A 17,729-nucleotide genomic window follows, 5' to 3' on the forward strand; every position below is an offset into this window, starting at 1 on the left:
TCGGGAAACGAAAAGAGAAGGCTACGCTGCTGAGTTGCCCGGGAATCGAGATTTCTTTCCCTGTCGGAACGTCAATCATACCTATATCTTCAATCTCAATCACTCCGCGCAGGGCGGCATTCGCCGGAGCGATAATCGTGTTCGCTCATCTCTAGAGGGAAAATCGGGCACGCAAATAGGCGCTCGCAGGTCTTGGCGGCCGGTTTTAGACGTGGCGCGAGATCCCTCCACTCGCAGCGAAGGTGATCTAGGACTTCCTGGCCGCCCGCGCTTAGCCTCTCGAGTTCCGCGATCAGACGCAAGCGGACTGTCGCCGCAAAAGGATTCTCCGTCTGAATCTCAGCAAACGTCTCGGGGTTGCCGCACAACATGCGCCCGACTCCCGCCAGGAGAAGGTGATAGGGAGGCGGACCGACCTCTAACGGAAATTCAGTGTTCTCGTCGCGAAGGATGCTTGCAAGCGACAGGAGCAGCGCATGCGCAGCCAGCTGACGCTGCGCAAGAAGTCGGTCGTGAGCTTCAGCATCGAGCGCGACAAGGCTTGCATTCGTGCGTCGTAAAAGCTGCAGAAAGACTTCGAGCCGCGGCCCTGATCGATACGCGATCACCGCAACCGGACGATTTGCCCAACCGAGCTCCGGGCTAAACAGGGGATTGAGGCCAAGATATTCCACCTCGCGAGGTAAGTTGGCCGCCCAGGAGGCCGGTCTCGTCTTGACCGAAAGCGTCTCGATCAACAATGCGCCGCCTTTGAGCCGCCGACAGGCGGATCCGAACGCGGCTCCTGCTACCGTGAACGGCAAAGAAAGAACGACAATATCGGACTCCGCAATAGCGGATTCGGCCTCCAGCGTCAGGTGGATCGCATCGCTCACGATCAGGTTCTGATCTATTCCAGCCACCGGCCTGTGATCCACGAAGCGTACTCGTCCGCCAGACGCTGTGAGAAGTTCGGCTAGCTTTAACCCGACGCGTCCGGCGCCAATGATCGTTGCTTGTGAACCTTGTGTCATCTGTCCCCGCCTAATCGTTATTAGAGTGGTTGCGTTGCGTCACCGGTCTCGCGCGCTCAGCCATCAATTTTGGACCACGCGCTCACTCGCAAGATCAATCACAATGCATGCCACATCTGAATTGCAGCCCAGGCGGACAGCCACCGCCTTGAGGGAACAGAAAGCAATAAATCCGGAATTGGCGTGGATTAAGATAATCAGAGCCGCTCACCATCTCTACGCCGTTGGTGTGCAGGCCGTGTAAAGGTGGTGGGCCGCCTCACCGAGTGTCGCACGCCAATTGAAGACGCGCCCTCGCACCTGCCGCTCAAGTGCATGTGGTCACAAGGTGTGATCTCTTGCGGAACGCTCATTCTTCATCGCGTGAACTCGCAAGGCCTAGGCCTTTTTTGCGTCTTATAAATGTCATCTTGCGTTGGCCTGTGAGGTGAGCTGCGGCTGGTTGGTCAGCGCTCAGCTCAGGACAACGAAGCGGCGATGATGCTCGCGGCAAAGAGACGAGGCTAATGACAAAGCATTTTCGCGAATGGACGCTGATGTCCATCGTTGCCACCATGGTTGTCTGCCCCAGCGCAAAAGCGCAAGATCGCCGCATTGTCGCAGAGCCCGTTGCACCTCATACGGTCTGCGACCGCCCGGTGCCGTCTGGCAGCAACGATACGGCTCGGCTACAGGATGCCATCGACCATTGCCCCGCCGGTGCTGCGGTCTATCTCGGACGTGGCGAGTTCCAGTCGCATCCACTCGAGATGAAATCAGGTGTAACCTTATGGATTGGACGCGGTGCAACGCTTTTGGCTATCCCGGAACCAGTTGCGTACGACAAGGGCCGCGGACAATGCGGCCGCATCGCAGGTAAGGGCGACGGTTGCCGGCCGTTCATCAGCTTCTCCAAAACGCGCGGCGGCGGCATTTATGGCGACGGCATCATCGATGGCCAGGGCGGTGCGCCGATGGTCGGCAGCGCCGAGACCTGGTGGCAGCTGGCCCGCCGCGCGCAAGCCGAGGGCGGTAGTCAGAACGCTCCGCGTTTGATTCAGATCGATCATGCGCAGGACATCACGCTTTCTGGTGTCACCTTGCGCAATGCACCCAATTTCCATGTCGCGATGAACCGGGTCGAAGGTGCCACTGTCTGGGGTCTGACGATCGATACACCGGCCGATGCCCGCAATACCGACGGCATCGACCCAGGCGCCAGCCAGGATGTGACCATCATCCACAGCTTCATCCGCACTGGAGATGATAACGTAGCGATCAAAGCCGGCGATAATGGTTCAACTCGCCATATCTCCATCACCGATAATTATTTCGGGTGGGGACATGGGATGTCGATCGGCAGCGAGGTGAACTCCGGCGCCAGCGACATACTCGTGAGCAACCTGACCTTGGACGGCACGACGTCTGGCCTGCGCATCAAGAGCGATGTCAGCCGAGGCGGCCTGGTCGAACGCGTGACTTATGAGAATGTTTGTCTGCGTGGCAACCGATGGCCGGTCGCGTTCGATACAAAGTACGATCCCCATGCCCAAGGCAGTAGGATTCCAGTCTATCGCCAGATCGTTCTGCGCCATGTGCGCGGCGACAATGGTGCGCTGCTGATGCGCGGGGTTGACGAGGGCCATGCGCTTGACGTGACGCTAGAGGATGTTCGATTTGCCGATTCCGCGACTTGGCAGCTCGAACATGCGAATGTGACAGCCGATCATTCTGACGTGTCTCCGCCGCTACCCGGGCAAGTGAGGAAACCGGTGCCGCGCGATTGGGAGGGGTGCGCCAGGGCATTCCGCGACGGTAACCAGTAAGCACAACAACTCGGTGCCGAACCTTCAGACCGGTCGCGTCTGCCTGATACGGTTTTGATTCGCTGGCCTTGCGAATGGGGACAGGCGTTACCGCGATCGGACGTTCGCCTATGGGCGCGTAAGTTCCGGTTCGGTAGGAAACGTTGTTTGACACTAGGCTGCCAGGTCGCGGGGGCACATTCCACCGATTGCATCAAGCGTGCAGCGAACCCGATAACAGGTGAGATCACATGCGGATTTTCGCGCTATTCGCTGCGGTTCTGGCCGGATGTTTCGGCATCTCGGCAGCCCGTGCTCAACCCCTTTTGGTCTCGCATGCCGAGAGGGCAGCTTATCACTCCCTGCAGGCCGCCATCGACGCATTACCGGCCCAAGGTGGGGATATTCAGATCGCGCCGGGCATCTATCGCGAGAAGGTCAAAGTCTTCAAATCCGGTGTTCATATCAAAGGCTCCGGCAGGATGCCGGGTGATACGGTCATTGTGTACGGCGACGGCGCGATCAACGTCGGAGGAACCATCCGTTCTGCTACGCTGGACGCCTCAGGCGATGACTTCCGGCTCGACAACCTGACGATCCAAAACGATTACGCGCTCAATTCGGCAAATCCAGCTTCGCAGGCCGTCGCACTGTCCGTTACCGGAGACAGAGACATTATCAGCCGCGTCCGCCTGCTCGGCGCCCAGGACACATTGTTCGCCGGTAAGGGGCAGAACGGCCGAATGTCGCGACAATACTTCTCGGATTGCTATATCGAGGGACACGTCGATTTCATATTCGGCAATGCCAAGGCCTATTTCCGACACTGTGAGTTGCACGGTATCGCCAATCAGGCGGTCGTCTATACCGCGCAGAGCAAGGCAGCGCCGGACGAGGACAGTGCCTATGTGTTCGAGCATTGCATACTGACTGCCGACTCCGCCGCGCGGGATGTTGCGCTTGGCCGGCCTTGGCGCCCCTATGCAACGGTGGTGTTCCTATCGACGAAGTTGGATGCACCGGTGGTCGCGGAGGGCTGGCGCGAATGGGCTCCGGGCAAGACCAATTCGCTGAGGACGGCCTACTATGCTGAATACAAATCCACCGGTGTCGGGGCCAATCCCGCAGGTCGCGAGCCTTATTCGCACCAATTGACCGACGGCGAAGCCGCGAAATGGTCGCTGAAAGCGTTCTTCGCAGGTGCCACAGATTGGCTATCCGCCGGACCTTCCAGATCGGAATAGAGGAACGCTTACGGGCTGTCTTCTCATTTTTAAGCGGCTCTCGGGCCAATAGTGCGCACGAGAGCGTGCTTGCGCTGGGGCGTCCCGTCGGCAGCAACTGAAATTGGGGCAGGGCACGGCCGTCGCACCTCGCCGGCTCCTTGCTGCCCCTTCAGAAGAGATCAACGCCAACGGCATTGCCCGTTGTGAATTCTTGTTCTCGTCAGCTTTTCGAAAGCTAGGTCCCATAAAAATCCAGAACCTGCCTTCGCTTCACGGCTGCCACTTAGCGGCCGTGCAAGCGTGCGGATTGCGCAGGGCCTACACCATCACGAGGAGAGCAGGATGGATCCAGTCGACCCATTCTTCGATTCAGGAGCTTGGATGGAGGCGTACGCCGCCCGACAGGGGCGAGCGGGGCAGCCAGGGGGCAACGCAAGCCAGCAAGGCGATTTTGAGCGGCGGATGGAGGATTTGCAGCTCGATTCGTCTGATGAGAGTTCCGCAAAGTCGAGTTCGCCGGACCAGGCTCCCACAGGGGCCGGGCGAGCAGTTCGACGGGACGAGCTCGGCGGTTCGATGCGGGTGCCGCCACGCTCGGATTTTAGGGACAGCGCACGGGGCGATGCGCGGCGGAGCTTAGACATTCCCCGCTTTCAGCTTGATGCTCCGGCCCAAGTGCCGCAGTCCAGTTTGCGCGATGATCTATTCAGCAGCGCGCGCTACAGCTTGCCGGACGCGGAGCCTGGGGTTCAGGCCAGGAGCGGTAAAAGCCGCGGACTGTGGTCGCGCTTCAAGTCGGGGGTCGGCAAGGCCTTTGGAGGGAGTAGCAAGTCCTCGCGGGAGACCGCGCAGTCGGATGCTTCCTCGACGAGTTTTCGCGTCGATTACGCCAGACAGCCGGGCCGGACGCGCGGGGTCGATCCGGAAGACGAGGCGCTCATCAAAGAGTTTAGACAAAGAGCAGTCCGCAACCGCACCGACGGCACCGCAGCCGGCAACCTCACCGACGGCACCATCAGAAATGCGGCAGCCGACCTGCGCATTTTGAGCGCGCGCCTGAATGACAACGATAGGCCCTCAATTGCGGATCGCATTCGCCTCGAGATGGAAAATGCGCAACTGGAAGATCCGGAGGTGGAAAACCACCAGCTCGAAGCTGAGCTCGACCAAGATGTCGACACCTATGCAGCGGACCGCGCAAGGCGTATCAAAGCTGCCTTGAAAAAGCTCCGTGAGGTCGGCGCCGGAAACACCTTGTCAGCCGATCTCCGTCGCCTGGCTCCCCATTCCGCGGACGCGACCCTCATCGGCATGTGGGCCGCGGCGGAAAAGGCGACACGCAGGGTTGAGCCGAAGACGATCGACAGGCAGGCTCGCCGAATGTCGAGGCTGAGTGAATGGCTGCAAAAGCACGATAAGCAGGCCATCGCCGGCCGGCTCTTCACCTCCGGGCTCGACCAGGATGTCGCGGAGTATAGGCAAGAAACCGAAGACGGCAAAATCAAAGCTGATTTGCTCAGGCTTGGCCGCTACCAGCAAATCCTTGAGGCGAACAGGGCCCTCGGCTTGCACCCTGCCGAGGATGCGGGGCAGCCCGTCGCCGAAGGCGCCCGACAGGCGCACTCGCCGCAGGAGGTCCCGGCAACGCCAGCCACGCCGAGTGCGGGAGCGTGGGATTGGCTTGGTGAGCAGATCCACGGACCCACCTCATCACTGGCAGTGCCGCACCACGGTTGGCAGGCCAGCTCGTCGCAGCAGCTTCCCGCAACATCGGCCAGCCCGAGCGCCGGGGCTTGGGATCGGTCCAGCGAGCAGATTCTCCAACCCGCCGCACCTGTGCAAGCGCCCTATTGGCTCCCGCAACCCAATCTGCCGCACGGGCTTCCTGCGACTCCAGCCAGCCTAAGCCAAGGGGCCTGGGATTGGCTCGGGCAACAGATGCAGGAACCCGCCTCACCATCGTCGGTGAGGCCTCGGTCATCAAACATCTACAGCGGTCTGGATCCCTTGGTTGATTTGGATCCGTCCACACCGCACGACTTGCACGACGATGCACGCTCTGCGCCCGCACCTGAATTTCGCAGAGCGCCGTCATTCGCTGGACCGTCCGGGGGCGCCCAGGAACTGCGGGATATTGGGGCCGTCGTTGGCTCGGATTGGCGTCACGGCTCCCAAGCGGCCTCGGACGTGTTGGTTGACGTCCTCGGCAACATCAATCTGCTGCCAAACCAGTTCGGGCCAAGTCAGTTTATGATCAACGGTGAGCGCTACTCGGCCACATTCGGACCAGGAGGGCGCACGGATGTCCGCCTGATCCATCATCCGCGCCCGAGCTACCTTGATGAAGCTGGGCCATCCCAGCCGCTTCATCATCCACCGCAGATCGTCCAAGCCGAGCAACCCCGTGAGGGCCTACGGGACCTTGGGTATCTGATCCGCGGCGGATGGGAGCACCGCGAGCGGTTCCTTCCGCCTTACCTTGTCCGCGTCCTGCAGGGGGAACGCATCATGCCGCAGGCTGGGCGTCCAACCTATTTCCAGATCCGCGGTGTGCCCTACAGGGGCGAGTTGGATGAAAGCGAGGGGCGCCAGCGCGTTCGCATCTATCCTGAACGTGGCTGAAGAGCGCAGGCGGACGGCAATCTCAGGCGCTCGGCGGGGCAGCTCGCGCGAGGCGTTCTACAGCCCGGCCCTTGACAGCCGATGTATCCATTCGAAGTACTGAGATGGGCACCGCCTGAGCGGTCTAGCCTCCTGTTTGTTGGCGCAGCTTGAACGCGGCCTTCTCTATCCCTCAGGCTTTCACAAATCTTCCGCCGATCATCTTGCCTTAGAAGCCGTTGCTCAGTAAGCGCAACTGTTCGAACCATTTCGACCGCCCACAGCCCGGAGTGCGGACGACGCGAGCGTCTGGTGGATGTAGGAACGCTCGCCAACAAACGTCGGTTTGCTGACGCTGGCTAATCGTGATGGCAAGGTCGAATACTTTCGGAAGGAGGCCCTGCTGCGCAACCTACATATATTTAGGCCTTCATGCTCGAGTTGGGTATTGCCGCTGTTCAAAATTCTCGTAGTGCGTTGCAAACACTTTTTCCGGACGGGACACCCAGCAAGGTGACTGCTCGGTCTGGCAGCCGATCGAAGTGAGGTAGCACCACTTTAAATCGGTAAACCGTCGTATAGCTCGTTCCCGCTTTCTTTATAACGATCGCCCACATCCATATAATTGAACATTGGCGCGCAGCCAGCTATCGGAGCGTAGAGTTGCGATGGCAATTGCCTCCACGATCATCGGTCGGATCGATTTCCATGGAGCAAAAGCTGCAGCAGTTGCTTTTCATACTAAGTGGTTGGCCGCCGGATCCCGATGTTCGGCTGCTCAGCCTATCTCTTTCTTGGACCAGGCATCCCGTGCTCCGGTATAACGCGGCATCTCATGAAACTTGGCTTTAAGAACAGTCGTCATGATGTGGTGTCTTCTCGGGCGCCGCCAGGCCACGGCCGACCTTCGCACGCCTGGTTCACCAGCACCCGATATTCCAGCTGACCTGAACGGCTAGCTTCAAAGCAGCGTTCCGGAGAGTGGCCCTGTGACATCCGGCAGGGATGTCTTTGATGTCGGCTCGGAACTCCAAATTGATGCGCATGATGGACCGACGTATAGCGCGACAATCTGGCTGGGAAGCACTTCCATCCTGATTGCCGCGCGGCACCGACGACCTGATGATGCAGCTTCCGGCCAGTACTTGGTCGCGGCAGCTACCCAACGTCAGACGGATCTCCAGCTCGTTGGATTAAGGGATGTCGAGATGATGCGAAATGTAACTGGGTCGACTTTGCCTGGTACGCCAGAGGAAAACGATCGCGATCTAGCTTTGGATTTCGACAAAGCAGTGCTCATCATTTTGGTGATCGTCGGTCACTTGATCCAATATCTCCTCTACCGAGATGAAGGATTCTGGGATTCGCCATTCTTCAAATGGATCTACATGTTCGACATGCCTCTCTTCATGGCGATAAGCGGATATCTTTCTTGCCGAGCGCTGTTGCGAAAGTCGTTGATGCAAGCCGTCGGTGATCGGGCGATGCAGCTCTTGGTGTCCATGCTGTTTTGGTGCGCTCTCCTGGAGACAGCAAAGTTAGCCGTGCTTCCCCGCGCCCCTGACGCATCAGGCAACATTTTACAGCTTCTAAACGATGTCGCCGGCACATACTGGTTCATCTGGGCCGCGCTCGTTTGTTTTCTTTTCGTCAAAATTCTTTCGATCTTCAATCGTTGGTCGCCCTGGATCCTATTCTTATCGGTCATCCAGGTCGCACTTGCACCTCTGACATTCTCCATATTTCCTCTCATAAAGTACACTTACCCGTTCTTCTGCTTGGGATTCTCATTTGCGCAGTCAAGAGACTGGTGGACGAGCATAACGGGCGCTTACAAGCCGCTCTTGATCATGTCTGCCTCAATAGCCGCACTGGTGTGCTTTCTGGCCTGGCGCAAAGACTCCTACGTCTACAACAATCTCGCCCTGGTCAAAGATATGCAGTCGGCAAAAGACGTGCTTCTGATGCTTTTTGGCTCAGCAGCGGCCTCAGCGATCATGAGTGAGCTCTTCCGGCAATGCTGGAGAGTTGGCCGCTCCAATCGAGTGGTCCGCTTTATCGCCGTGGAAATAGGACAGAGCACGCTGGTGCTGTACCTGATTCAGGGCATGGCATTTCGTCTCATGGATTCGATACCGTACGCAGAGCCGTTGGATCTCACATCCAAGTTGGCTGTGGCGGGAATTCTAGGGGCTGCGATTGTCCTCGTCGCGCTAATGGTGCGCCGAACCGTGCATGACATTCCCTATCTGTCTCAGCTCATTCTTGGAACTTCACCCCCGCGCCCTATGTCGAGCGGGGCAGCCTGCGGATAAGTAGCTGTAGCCGAAATCCGGCCAGGAGGCTCTTAGATCATGAGATAGCAGGCCCCCTGGTTCGTCTCCTCTCACAGCGTCTCGCCGGCGCGCTGGCAGAACTTTGCGCGCAATTGTTTCGAACCGAGAGTTTGGTAGCAGAATTGGTGGCATCCTCACTGATCTAGAAAAATATCAGCGTAGACACCAACAGATTGAGGGCGTGCTCTGTTTGAGGCGTGTGGATGACGCTTATCGGGTTGTGAATGTAGGACAGTCCGAGGCTTGCATATATCCCCGGAGCGAGATGCGCGGTATAGGTCCCCGTGATGGCTGTGGTATCGTGATGCGCAAGCTGCCCTTTGGCCAAGGCAGCATCCACTGCAAACCTGCTCCAGGTCGTGTTGTTGGCAACCAGAGCAATCAAATCACTGGGCCGGCTGTCAAACAGTCCCTTTGCATAAAGACGAAGCTCGTAATACTGGCCGATCCTGTTTAGGTCAGGTGAAGCTCCCATGATGGAGAATCCGCCATAGATGCCGCGAGATGGCGTCCCCTCAACGTCACTCTGCCAGAGCTGCCTGTCAGCAGCTATGTAATGAAAGTTATTCCCGCTCTCCCTTTGTTGATCCGGATCTGCCAAATTCCTGTAGCGGCTGCTGTTCAAAGCAATGCCGGCCCGCAGCCACGTGTCGGGAACGCCAGGAGCGGCCTTGCTCTTGTAGCCAAGTTCATCAATGAACAGAATGCCGGCATTGGCTGTGCTCCAGTTTAAACCCGAAGGATTTTCGGTTATCTGCGCATAGGGACCATCTGGACTGATTGACCGCTGCACGGAAACTTTGTTGTACAAGTGATCATCAAAATTGTACTTCAGGTTGGCGGCGGGCGTTGGCGCGGCGTTGGTGCTCATCCCTGCTTGGAAAAGGGCAAACATGTTTGATCCTGAAATTCCTCCGAATAATGTGCCGGTGAACTCATTCGCATTTCTGAGATAGCCAAGCTTGAGTTCGAATTTTCTGTCGAAGAACGTTTGATAGTAGGCGAATGTATTCAATCCTACTCGATCCGGTCCCGGTCGTTTCCATGTCCAGTATTGCTGCTCGGCTCCAACGACAATCTGTCCATCGGGAATACCAAACCGGCTGAGATCATAAGTGACGATCACGAAGTTCGTCGTAGCAAACGTCGGATTCTGCCCCATATAGAGTTGGTTGGCGATGCTGCTTCTGGTCGCATTCGGCAGCTGGTTGTTTGCAAAGGTGTTGTGCGTCCAGCCGATATAGCCAATGCCGACGTCTGCCAGTACGGATCTAACGCCATGCTTGTCCTGATCAATTGTATCAGCAGGGCCGGGTATGTTGAGCCAAATCCCTTTTTCTCGGAAAGCATCAAAGCGTGCGAAGGGGGCGATCGTCTTTCGCGTTTGCGTCTGAGCAACCCGACCGGCGCTGCCGGGCTTTATGAGAGGTAGGTTGGGGGCTGACGCCGACGCCGAGGCATGAAGTCGAATCGGCTGATTGACCACGCCGATCCGGAGCTTTGTAGCCATATCCGGGGGCGTTAACGTTCTTCTCTTGGTGGCTTGGTCCGCAGCGTTGCTCCTGGGGACAGGCTCGTCGGCAGTTTGTGCCGAAACGGGGGCGCCGACCAAACAAGCCGCGAGCGAAAGCGCAACGGCAAGTCGCCGTTGCGGCTCGCTTGATCGCAAACTGCAGGCAAATGCTGCGATAGCCGAAGATGTCCGAGGCGTCGTCGCCGCAACAAAGCAATCACGCACAGTCTACTTCGCATCCTTGTTTTGCGAGCCATGAATGGATTGAAAGTCGGCCTCTCTAGTCCAGAACGGACCTCCCGAGCCGTGGCGTCTGGGGACAAGAGGACGACGCCTCATGGGCAGGACGTCTATCCCAGCGAGATTCACTAGACCTGGCGACTTGGTCACCCGTAAGCGCGAGCATGATCTGGTCTGCACCTTGCGTGTGCGTCAGGCCGGATTTGCCGAGAGTGAGCAACGCTTGCTGGCTGAGCGAGAACCGTTGGCCGCGAGCGCGCGGAGCCGCAGCTGTCCAAGCCGCCAAGACATTTCGAACCTCGACCTTGCTCCACTATGAGGTAGAGGATTGCGGCCGTGCCGAGCATCTTGCTCGAAGTGCCTTTCTCGACGAAGTGGCAGCCACGGGGATGCAATGCCTGCCAAAGCGGAGCCGTGGCTTCGTGAAGCTGTCCTGGTATCGTGGTCCGCCAAGGACGAAGCGATCGTCGACGACCGCGATTTCCACAGAGCCTTGGAATTTGTTCGCGCAGCGATCGCGTCACAACGTCCACGATGGTGGCCCAGAACAGCGGGGGAAGCAGGTTTCGAGCTGCTTTAAGGGCTGTGGGCGAGAAGTTGCTAATTCCGTCCGCTGCATTGGCACGGACAAATCTGCGGTGCATTTCGAGTGCCTAGCTATGATCCCGTAACGTTCGTGGGCCACGCTTGCCATGCGTCCGTCGTCTCGATCAACCTGCCAGGATTGGTAGTTGGCCATGCTCAACACTTGCCGCTCCAATGGCATGGTGGCTCGAGCGCCAGCTGTGGCGCCTTTTTCGTAGCGCCTGGCCGCGAAGTTGCCAGCCTCGGCAGCACGGAAACCGAGAGTCCGACTTTGAAGGAAATAGCGGCCGGCTCGCATCAGGCGTCGGCAGGGTGCAGAATCTGCAACGTTATCCTGAATGATGCGAAAATGCTGCACCATGGCCGAGGAAGATGAGAACTAGTGCTACCGCCAGCCCTATAATGCAGGAGTTCCCCGTAGGGTGTTCGCTTTGCCTTGGTCAAGACGGGCCGCTTCATTGGAGCCAAGGGAGCAAATGGTCGGCGAGTTGAAGAATGTTTTTGGGGCGGCCGCGGCTCGCTGGGATGCGTGAGCATCGCGAGCTCTCGCGTCAACCAAGAAGTCTATCGAAACGGGGAAGTCGGGCAAGGAACGATGGAGATGGTTGACCAGGCGGCCGCCTCAGACTTGCGGCCGCTCTTATACGGCTCGTCAGGGCGAATTCGCTGCGGTTTGGTGTTTCTCGTCCTCGTCGGCTTGTGTGCGGCAGCAGCCCATTTTGGCGGCAGCCTCGCGGGGTTTGTCGAGACGTCGGCAGCCGGGCACGCAGATGCGGCGGTGGGCCTGTCGGCGCAGGACAGAATATCCCTAACCGAGATACGTTGGGCGCAGGAGAAGGTGAGCGAGGATATCGCAGAGCTTAACCGGTACATCGATGCGCAGCGGAAGGACCTCAAGGGGATCTTAGATCAGATCACGGTGCTGGCTTCGCGGATTGATTCCTTGCAGAATCCAGCAGCTGTCACTTCTGCTCCCTCCGCCATTTCTTCGTCGCCCCCACAAGCTGCTTCGAGCCCGACCAAGAAGCGCGCCGAGAAGCGCGTAGAGCGGTCCAACCCACAAGGCCCCGTTTCCGTCGGAGGTGCGCCAGTGATCACAGGACAGAAGAGGGGCAGGCCTTGATATGTTAAGGCTGTTACAGGCGTGGCCGAGGCCTTTAGCCGCACTCACTGAGGTCAGCCGTACGTTTCGCAAAGTGGCTTGTTGCGATAGATAGCCGAAGCCTACGAACGCAACGTCGTCACCAAGGTCACGCTCGCCGAGGTGATCCGAATCAAGGCAGCCGACAGCATTCCGGCCGCTTGTTTGTCGTCCGTGAAGAATGCAGATCGGCCTGAGAGATAGGCAGAAGTTGTCTCGATAAAGTATTCGATTTGCAGGAAAGCGGGGTGTTGGGCCGCGGTTTCTTGCATTTTTGGATTTTGCTTTCGAGCGATTCGTGATTCCCTGACGGCTGGTCATCGGCATTGGGGACGGCGATGAGCAAACCGCGAGATGATCGCCAAAAAGACCTGTTGCTTCCGGCGCTCGATCAAATCATCGACATGGGCCACCCGCTGGTGCGGTTGGCCCGGCGCTGATCGACTGGAAGTTTCTGGATGACCGCTTTGGTTCGGTGTGCCAAACCGGCCCAGGGCAGCCTGGCCTGCCGACGCGGCTTGTCGCCGGCCTGTTCATCCTGAAGCACATGCACAATCTCTCGGATGAGGTGCTGTGCGGCCGCTGGATCGAGAACCCCTATTATCAATACTTCTGCGGCGAGTTGAGCTTCTGCCACCGGCTGCCGTTCGATCGATCGTCGATGACGCGCTGGCGCCAGCGGCTCGGCGAGGAGCAGCTCGTCGCGCTGATCCAGGAAAGTCTGTCGGTGGCACACAAGACTGGCGCCATCGGTCCCCAGGATCTGGAGCGGGTGGTGGTCGGTACCACGGTGCAGCCCAAGGCCGTTGCGCATCCGACCGACGCGCGGCTGATGCATCGGGCCATCACCAAGCTCGTCGGGCTTGCCAAGCGCAACCGTGTGCCGCTGCGCCAGAGCTATCTGCGCCTGGCGAAGCGCGCCGCCATCATGGTCGGCCGCTATACCCACGCGCATCAGTTCAAGCGCGCCCGGCGCCAACTCAGGTTCCTGCGGACGCGGCTTGGCCGGATCATCCGCGATATCCGCCGCAAGATTGATGGCGATGCGGCGCTGGAAGCGCGCTTCGGCCCGCTGCTCGATCTGGCGCAGCGGGTGCGCAGCCAGGATCAGCATCAGCGCGGCCCCAAGGTCTATGCGTTGCATGCGCCGGAGGTCGAGTGCATCGGCAAGGGCAAAGCCCGCGCGCCTTACGAGTTCGGCTGCAAGGTCAGTATCGCCACCCCCGTGACGTCCCCGAAGGGTGGACAGTTCGTGCTCCATGCCAAGGCGCTGCACGGCAATCCCTTCGACGGCCACACGCTCGGCCCCGTGGTCGCCGACATGGAGAAGTTCACCGGCGTGGAGGCTCGCCGCATCCATGTCGACAAAGGGTACCGCGGCCACAACCACCCGCACCGGCTCAGGGTCTGGATCTCAGGTCAGGTTCGCCGCGTCACGGCTTCCATCCGGCGCGAGATGAAGCGTCGTGCGGCTGTCGAGCCCGTCATCGGTCACGTCAAGGCCGAGCACCGCATGGACCGCAACTATCTCAAAGGCCGCGTCGGCGACCGTATCAACGCCGTCCTCGCAGCGGCCGGCTACAACTTCGGCCTGCTCCTGCGATGGCTCGCAGAACTCTTGCGGGCCATCATCCGGGCCTTCGCCGAAACTGTCCCGGCTCAAAACATCGCTTAAATCAGCGCTCGTCGGCGTTCTTCACGGCGGACTTGTTTCGATCATTCGTCCGCAAGCAGCGTTGATGCATCGAAACCGTGCTCGGATCCGTGGCTTAGTAGGGTGTGCGGTCGAGATGAGCGTCGAATGCCGCAGCGACAGCGCGCACGACAAAACGGTGCTCGTGCTTGACGCGGATGAAGCCGTCCTGGATCTCCACTATGCCGTCCTCGGAGAGCATTTCCAAGCGGTCGGCTGAATCGAGAAACCCAATCGGATCAACTCCATGGGCAGCACAGAGTGCCGGCACGTCGGCCTCCAGATCGCACATCAGGCGCTCGATAATCGCAGCCCGCAGCCGATCTTCCTCAGTGAGACAGCAGCCCTTCGATGTTGCCAGACGGCCAGCTCTGATATGCCGGCTATAAGTAGCGGTTTCGGCCGCGTTCTGGACGTACCCGTCACCGAGACGGCCGATGGCTGACGGACCAAGGCCGATCACGGTCTTGCAGGTATCTGCCGAATAACCCAGCGAGTTGCGGCGTAGCCGTCCAGCTTCTTGTGCCAGCGTGAGTTCGTCGTCCGGCAAGGCGAAATGGTCGAGCCCGATTTGGCGGTAGCCGGCAGACACCAGCGTGTTCGCCATGGCCGCAGCTTGCTCGACGCGGGCAACATTGTCCGGCAGTGCCGTCTCATCGATCTGGCGCTGACGTTTCATATAGGAGGGCACATGGGCATAACCGAAGACCGCAAGCCGGTCGGGTCGCATGGCCGCGGCCGTCCTTGCCGAGTTCACACAGGACTGCACCGTCTGGTGCGGCAGTCCAAAAAGCAGGTCAAAGTTGATGCGGCTTATTCCCTGCTGGCGAAGACTTTCGACAGCAGAAGCCGTCTGCGTTTCGCTCTGAATGCGGTTGACCGCCCTTTGAACCTTGGTGTCGAAGCTTTGCACACCAATGCTCGCGCGGCTGACCCCGGCTGCCCCTAAGCTTTGCGCCATCTCGGTCGTGAGCGCGCGCGGGTCGATCTCGATGGCGACGCTAGCGGACGTGCTGAAGGCAAAATAGCGGCGTAATAGCTCCATCAGAGCTAGGAAATCGACCGCCGCAATGCTGGTTGGCGTTCCGCCGCCGAAATGCACGTCGTTGACGGGCAAGGCGCGCGGCAGTCGCTCCGCAACCAAACGAATCTCTTCCCGCAGCGACGTCAAGTAATTGCGAATCGGCCGTTCGCTGCGCGTGAGGCTTGTAGGAAACCCGCAGTACCAGCAGATCGACCGGCAGAACGGAACGTGGATATAGAGCGATACGGGTTCGTCGGGCGGCAGCCGGTTCAACCAAGTCTGACAGGTCCTGGCGCCGATTGTCGTGGAGAAATCCGGTACAGTTGGGTAGATGGTGTACCAAGGCAGGCGAGCATCGCAATATTTGTTCAGGAGTGCGGTCTGCAAGGCTTGGCTTCCCATGCTTATACAGCCGCGAAGCTGGCCGATGCGCCCTCCTGTGTCTTTGAGTTATGTCAACTGGTCCGAACTAAGTCGAAATCGGAATTCCGTTCTCGATATCACGGCCTAGGGACTGACGTGGCGAGAGGTATCCAGGGCCGAAGGCTGCGCTGCGAGCGTGGATGTGATCCACCATCTCGACCCATCACCGCGAGGCAAGCGACATCCCGCGCAGGTCCGGGTGGAGCGGCTTCTCATCGCTCACCTTCCTTCGCTATAGGCGGCAGCTCTCGGATAGATGCCATGAGCAGGACGTGTCCGTTGGAGATACCATGGATAAGAAGTTGCTCATTAGATGAGGCGCGACAAGCGCGAGATCATACAACCTGACGCTACGTGAGATTCAAGGCTCTTGGAGCCACGCAGAAAGCATTTTAGACGCCACGCCCAAAAAAATGGACAGGCCTCATTTCCGCCACGCTGCTTGTCTCATTGCCGCAAGCATCGTCACGGATGTACTGATGATGTTGGGGCGGACCCGGCGCACTTCCAACCCCGGCAAAGTGCGTCGGGGCGCCTTGGCTCGGCGACGTCCCATCGCCAATACAGGCAGCTCACCAATTCACAACCAAGTGTCAGGTTTTGCTAATCCCGGATCCGAGTCCGACCAACTTCTCACGCGATCGCTATCTGACGATGCGTTTCTGTCCGCCTAGCGCTTTATGTCGCTTGCTTTTGCGCTTGCTTTTACAGTTATCAATCTTCGTAAGATTATCCAGTTCAGGTCTTCATTGGTCGCGCTTCAGCTGCGCGATCATGCGCAAACCAATTGGATACCGGCAACGAATAGAACCGCCACGAGAATGAACCTGGCAGTTGTCTGGCTCATCCATTTCAGGCCGATCATCGTGCCTGCGACGGCACCCCCCAGCGCGGCGACTGCGTAAAGCCAGAAATACGAAGACGGAAATTGACCAGCGAGAAGAGCTCCAACGAAGCCGATTGTGGAATTAGCCAGAATAAATGGGGGCGACAGCGCGGCGCTCTGCTTCGGCGACGCCCAATTCAGGGCGATGAGCGTCGGGGCGAGGAACACCCCGCCGCCGACGCCGGTCAGGCCGGAAACCAGGCCAATCGCCGCTCCAATGCCCACCGTTCCCCAGATCGGATTTTCGCAAATGCGATCGGCGGCGCCTCCACGCCGCACGATCATCACGGCTCCTGCCAGTAGAATGACGACCCCGGTCAGCGTCTTATAAATGTCTTCTCCGAGCACCATAAGGCCACCGGCAAACGCCGCCGGCATCGATGAGAGCAGAAGCGGACGCAGCATTATCCAGTCGACGACTTTGTTGCGGTTGAAGACCCATGTAGCGTAAGTCGCGACAACAATGTTGAGACCAAGCGCCGTCGGGCGCATCTCTGTCGATGGCAGAGCAGCAAAAGCCATTAGCGCCAGAAATGCAGTACCACCCGCCTGGCCAACGGTCGTATAGAGCAGTGAGATGATCGCCAGGACCAGAGAAAACATACTTCACCGGTTTTGGCGACGCGCTTCGCCTTGGTTGCGAACCGCATCAAGGATGCCCTCCCGAGGCGAGGTGCAATTGTCTTTCCCGCGGGGTTGTTGCTTTGAATTCCGAGTTTAGTCAGAATGCGCTGCCGGACCGATCCTCAACCCAAATTGCATGACGATTGCCATGTGTCGATCGTCTCCATCAATTGTCAAGTTGGGTAGTTGACTGGACTGCCCAAGACTCTTGCAGGTGGATGGACAACGCATGTCGGGTAGGCAGTACTCCCGACCTCGCCTGACGTCCACGGGCATTCCGAGCCGTTACACATGCAAGGTCGGTTGCCGGTGATCGGACCCGTGTTTGTCGTCGATCTCTGATCGGCCAGCCTCCGTGCTTTCAGGCCAGAAGTTCGCTGCGCTTGGGATATCGACGCGTTGGAGGGGCTGCCGTCGCGAAAACGGCATTCTTTTTTTGATCTGGATCAATTGGTGCCGCGGCTCGCGCAAATGGTGCTGTCGCGTTTCCTTCCGATGTCACGATTGCTTCAATACGCCATGTACTGGAACCGCCCGTTTGCCAAGCCCTTGCTTCCACGAATGATTGTGCAAACACAAAAACTGGTATGACACTTGCTGGTCCGATCCCAAGTCCTCTCCCTTCTGGAGATGCACATGC

Annotated in this window: 10 protein-coding genes and 1 pseudogene; 6 read left to right on the forward strand and 5 right to left on the reverse strand. The window is 58.8% G+C overall.

Annotation, left to right across the window (positions count from 1 at the left end):
- Positions 1–95: 95 nt before the first annotated feature.
- Positions 96–1,013 (reverse strand): NAD(P)-binding domain-containing protein, encoded by a 918-nt coding sequence (locus XI02_RS11575; RefSeq protein ID WP_051448149.1) that lies wholly within the window; start codon positions 1,011–1,013, stop codon positions 96–98.
- Positions 1,014–1,519: 506 nt separating this feature from the next.
- Between XI02_RS11575 and XI02_RS11580 the strand changes: the two genes are divergently transcribed.
- The 4 genes from XI02_RS11580 (at position 1,520) to nolL (ending at position 8,939) form a co-directional block, all read left to right on the forward strand.
- Complete coding sequence (locus XI02_RS11580; protein ID WP_075968325.1) at positions 1,520–2,818, forward strand: glycoside hydrolase family 28 protein; 1,299 nt, start codon at positions 1,520–1,522, stop codon at positions 2,816–2,818.
- Between the two features lie 230 nt (positions 2,819–3,048).
- On the forward strand, positions 3,049–4,041 hold the full coding sequence (locus XI02_RS11585; RefSeq protein WP_050994063.1) for a pectinesterase family protein: 993 nt from the start codon (positions 3,049–3,051) through the stop codon (positions 4,039–4,041).
- Positions 4,042–4,485: 444 nt separating this feature from the next.
- Entirely contained in the window at positions 4,486–6,645 is a 2,160-nt protein-coding gene (locus XI02_RS11590; protein ID WP_233475512.1) for a hypothetical protein, read from the forward strand.
- A 1,187-nt stretch (positions 6,646–7,832) separates the two neighbouring features.
- On the forward strand, positions 7,833–8,939 hold the full coding sequence (gene nolL / locus XI02_RS11595; RefSeq protein WP_050994061.1) for a nodulation factor fucose acetyltransferase NolL: 1,107 nt from the start codon (positions 7,833–7,835) through the stop codon (positions 8,937–8,939).
- 163 nt (positions 8,940–9,102) lie between these two features.
- Here nolL and XI02_RS11600 read toward each other — a convergent pair whose 3' ends face one another.
- Complete coding sequence (locus XI02_RS11600) at positions 9,103–10,470, reverse strand: carbohydrate porin (protein ID WP_018270180.1); 1,368 nt, start codon at positions 10,468–10,470, stop codon at positions 9,103–9,105.
- A 1,429-nt stretch (positions 10,471–11,899) separates the two neighbouring features.
- Here XI02_RS11600 and XI02_RS11605 point away from each other — a divergent pair.
- Entirely contained in the window at positions 11,900–12,421 is a 522-nt protein-coding gene (locus XI02_RS11605) for a hypothetical protein (RefSeq protein WP_233475513.1), read from the forward strand.
- A 101-nt stretch (positions 12,422–12,522) separates the two neighbouring features.
- Here the strand turns inward: XI02_RS11605 and XI02_RS11610 are convergent, their stop codons facing one another.
- A complete protein-coding gene (locus tag XI02_RS11610; RefSeq protein ID WP_018270183.1) occupies positions 12,523–12,711 on the reverse strand; it encodes a hypothetical protein in 189 nt (62 codons plus the stop codon).
- 66 nt (positions 12,712–12,777) lie between these two features.
- On the opposite strand from XI02_RS11610, the pseudogene XI02_RS11615 reads away from it, so the two are divergent.
- A pseudogene (locus XI02_RS11615) lies at positions 12,778–14,114 on the forward strand (IS5 family transposase).
- 94 nt (positions 14,115–14,208) lie between these two features.
- Here the strand turns inward: XI02_RS11615 and hemN are convergent.
- Entirely contained in the window at positions 14,209–15,543 is a 1,335-nt protein-coding gene (hemN, locus tag XI02_RS11620; protein ID WP_026192370.1) for an oxygen-independent coproporphyrinogen III oxidase, read from the reverse strand.
- Positions 15,544–16,351: 808 nt separating this feature from the next.
- Positions 16,352–17,068 carry a sulfite exporter TauE/SafE family protein gene (locus XI02_RS11625; protein ID WP_016840024.1) on the reverse strand — a complete coding sequence of 239 codons (717 nt, stop codon included), beginning with the start codon at positions 17,066–17,068 and terminating at the stop codon, positions 16,352–16,354.
- Between the last annotated feature and the right edge of the window lie 661 nt (positions 17,069–17,729).

It is taken from the genome of Bradyrhizobium sp. CCBAU 21365, assembly GCF_015291305.1.
GTDB classification, from domain to species: Bacteria; Pseudomonadota; Alphaproteobacteria; order Rhizobiales; family Xanthobacteraceae; genus Bradyrhizobium; species Bradyrhizobium elkanii.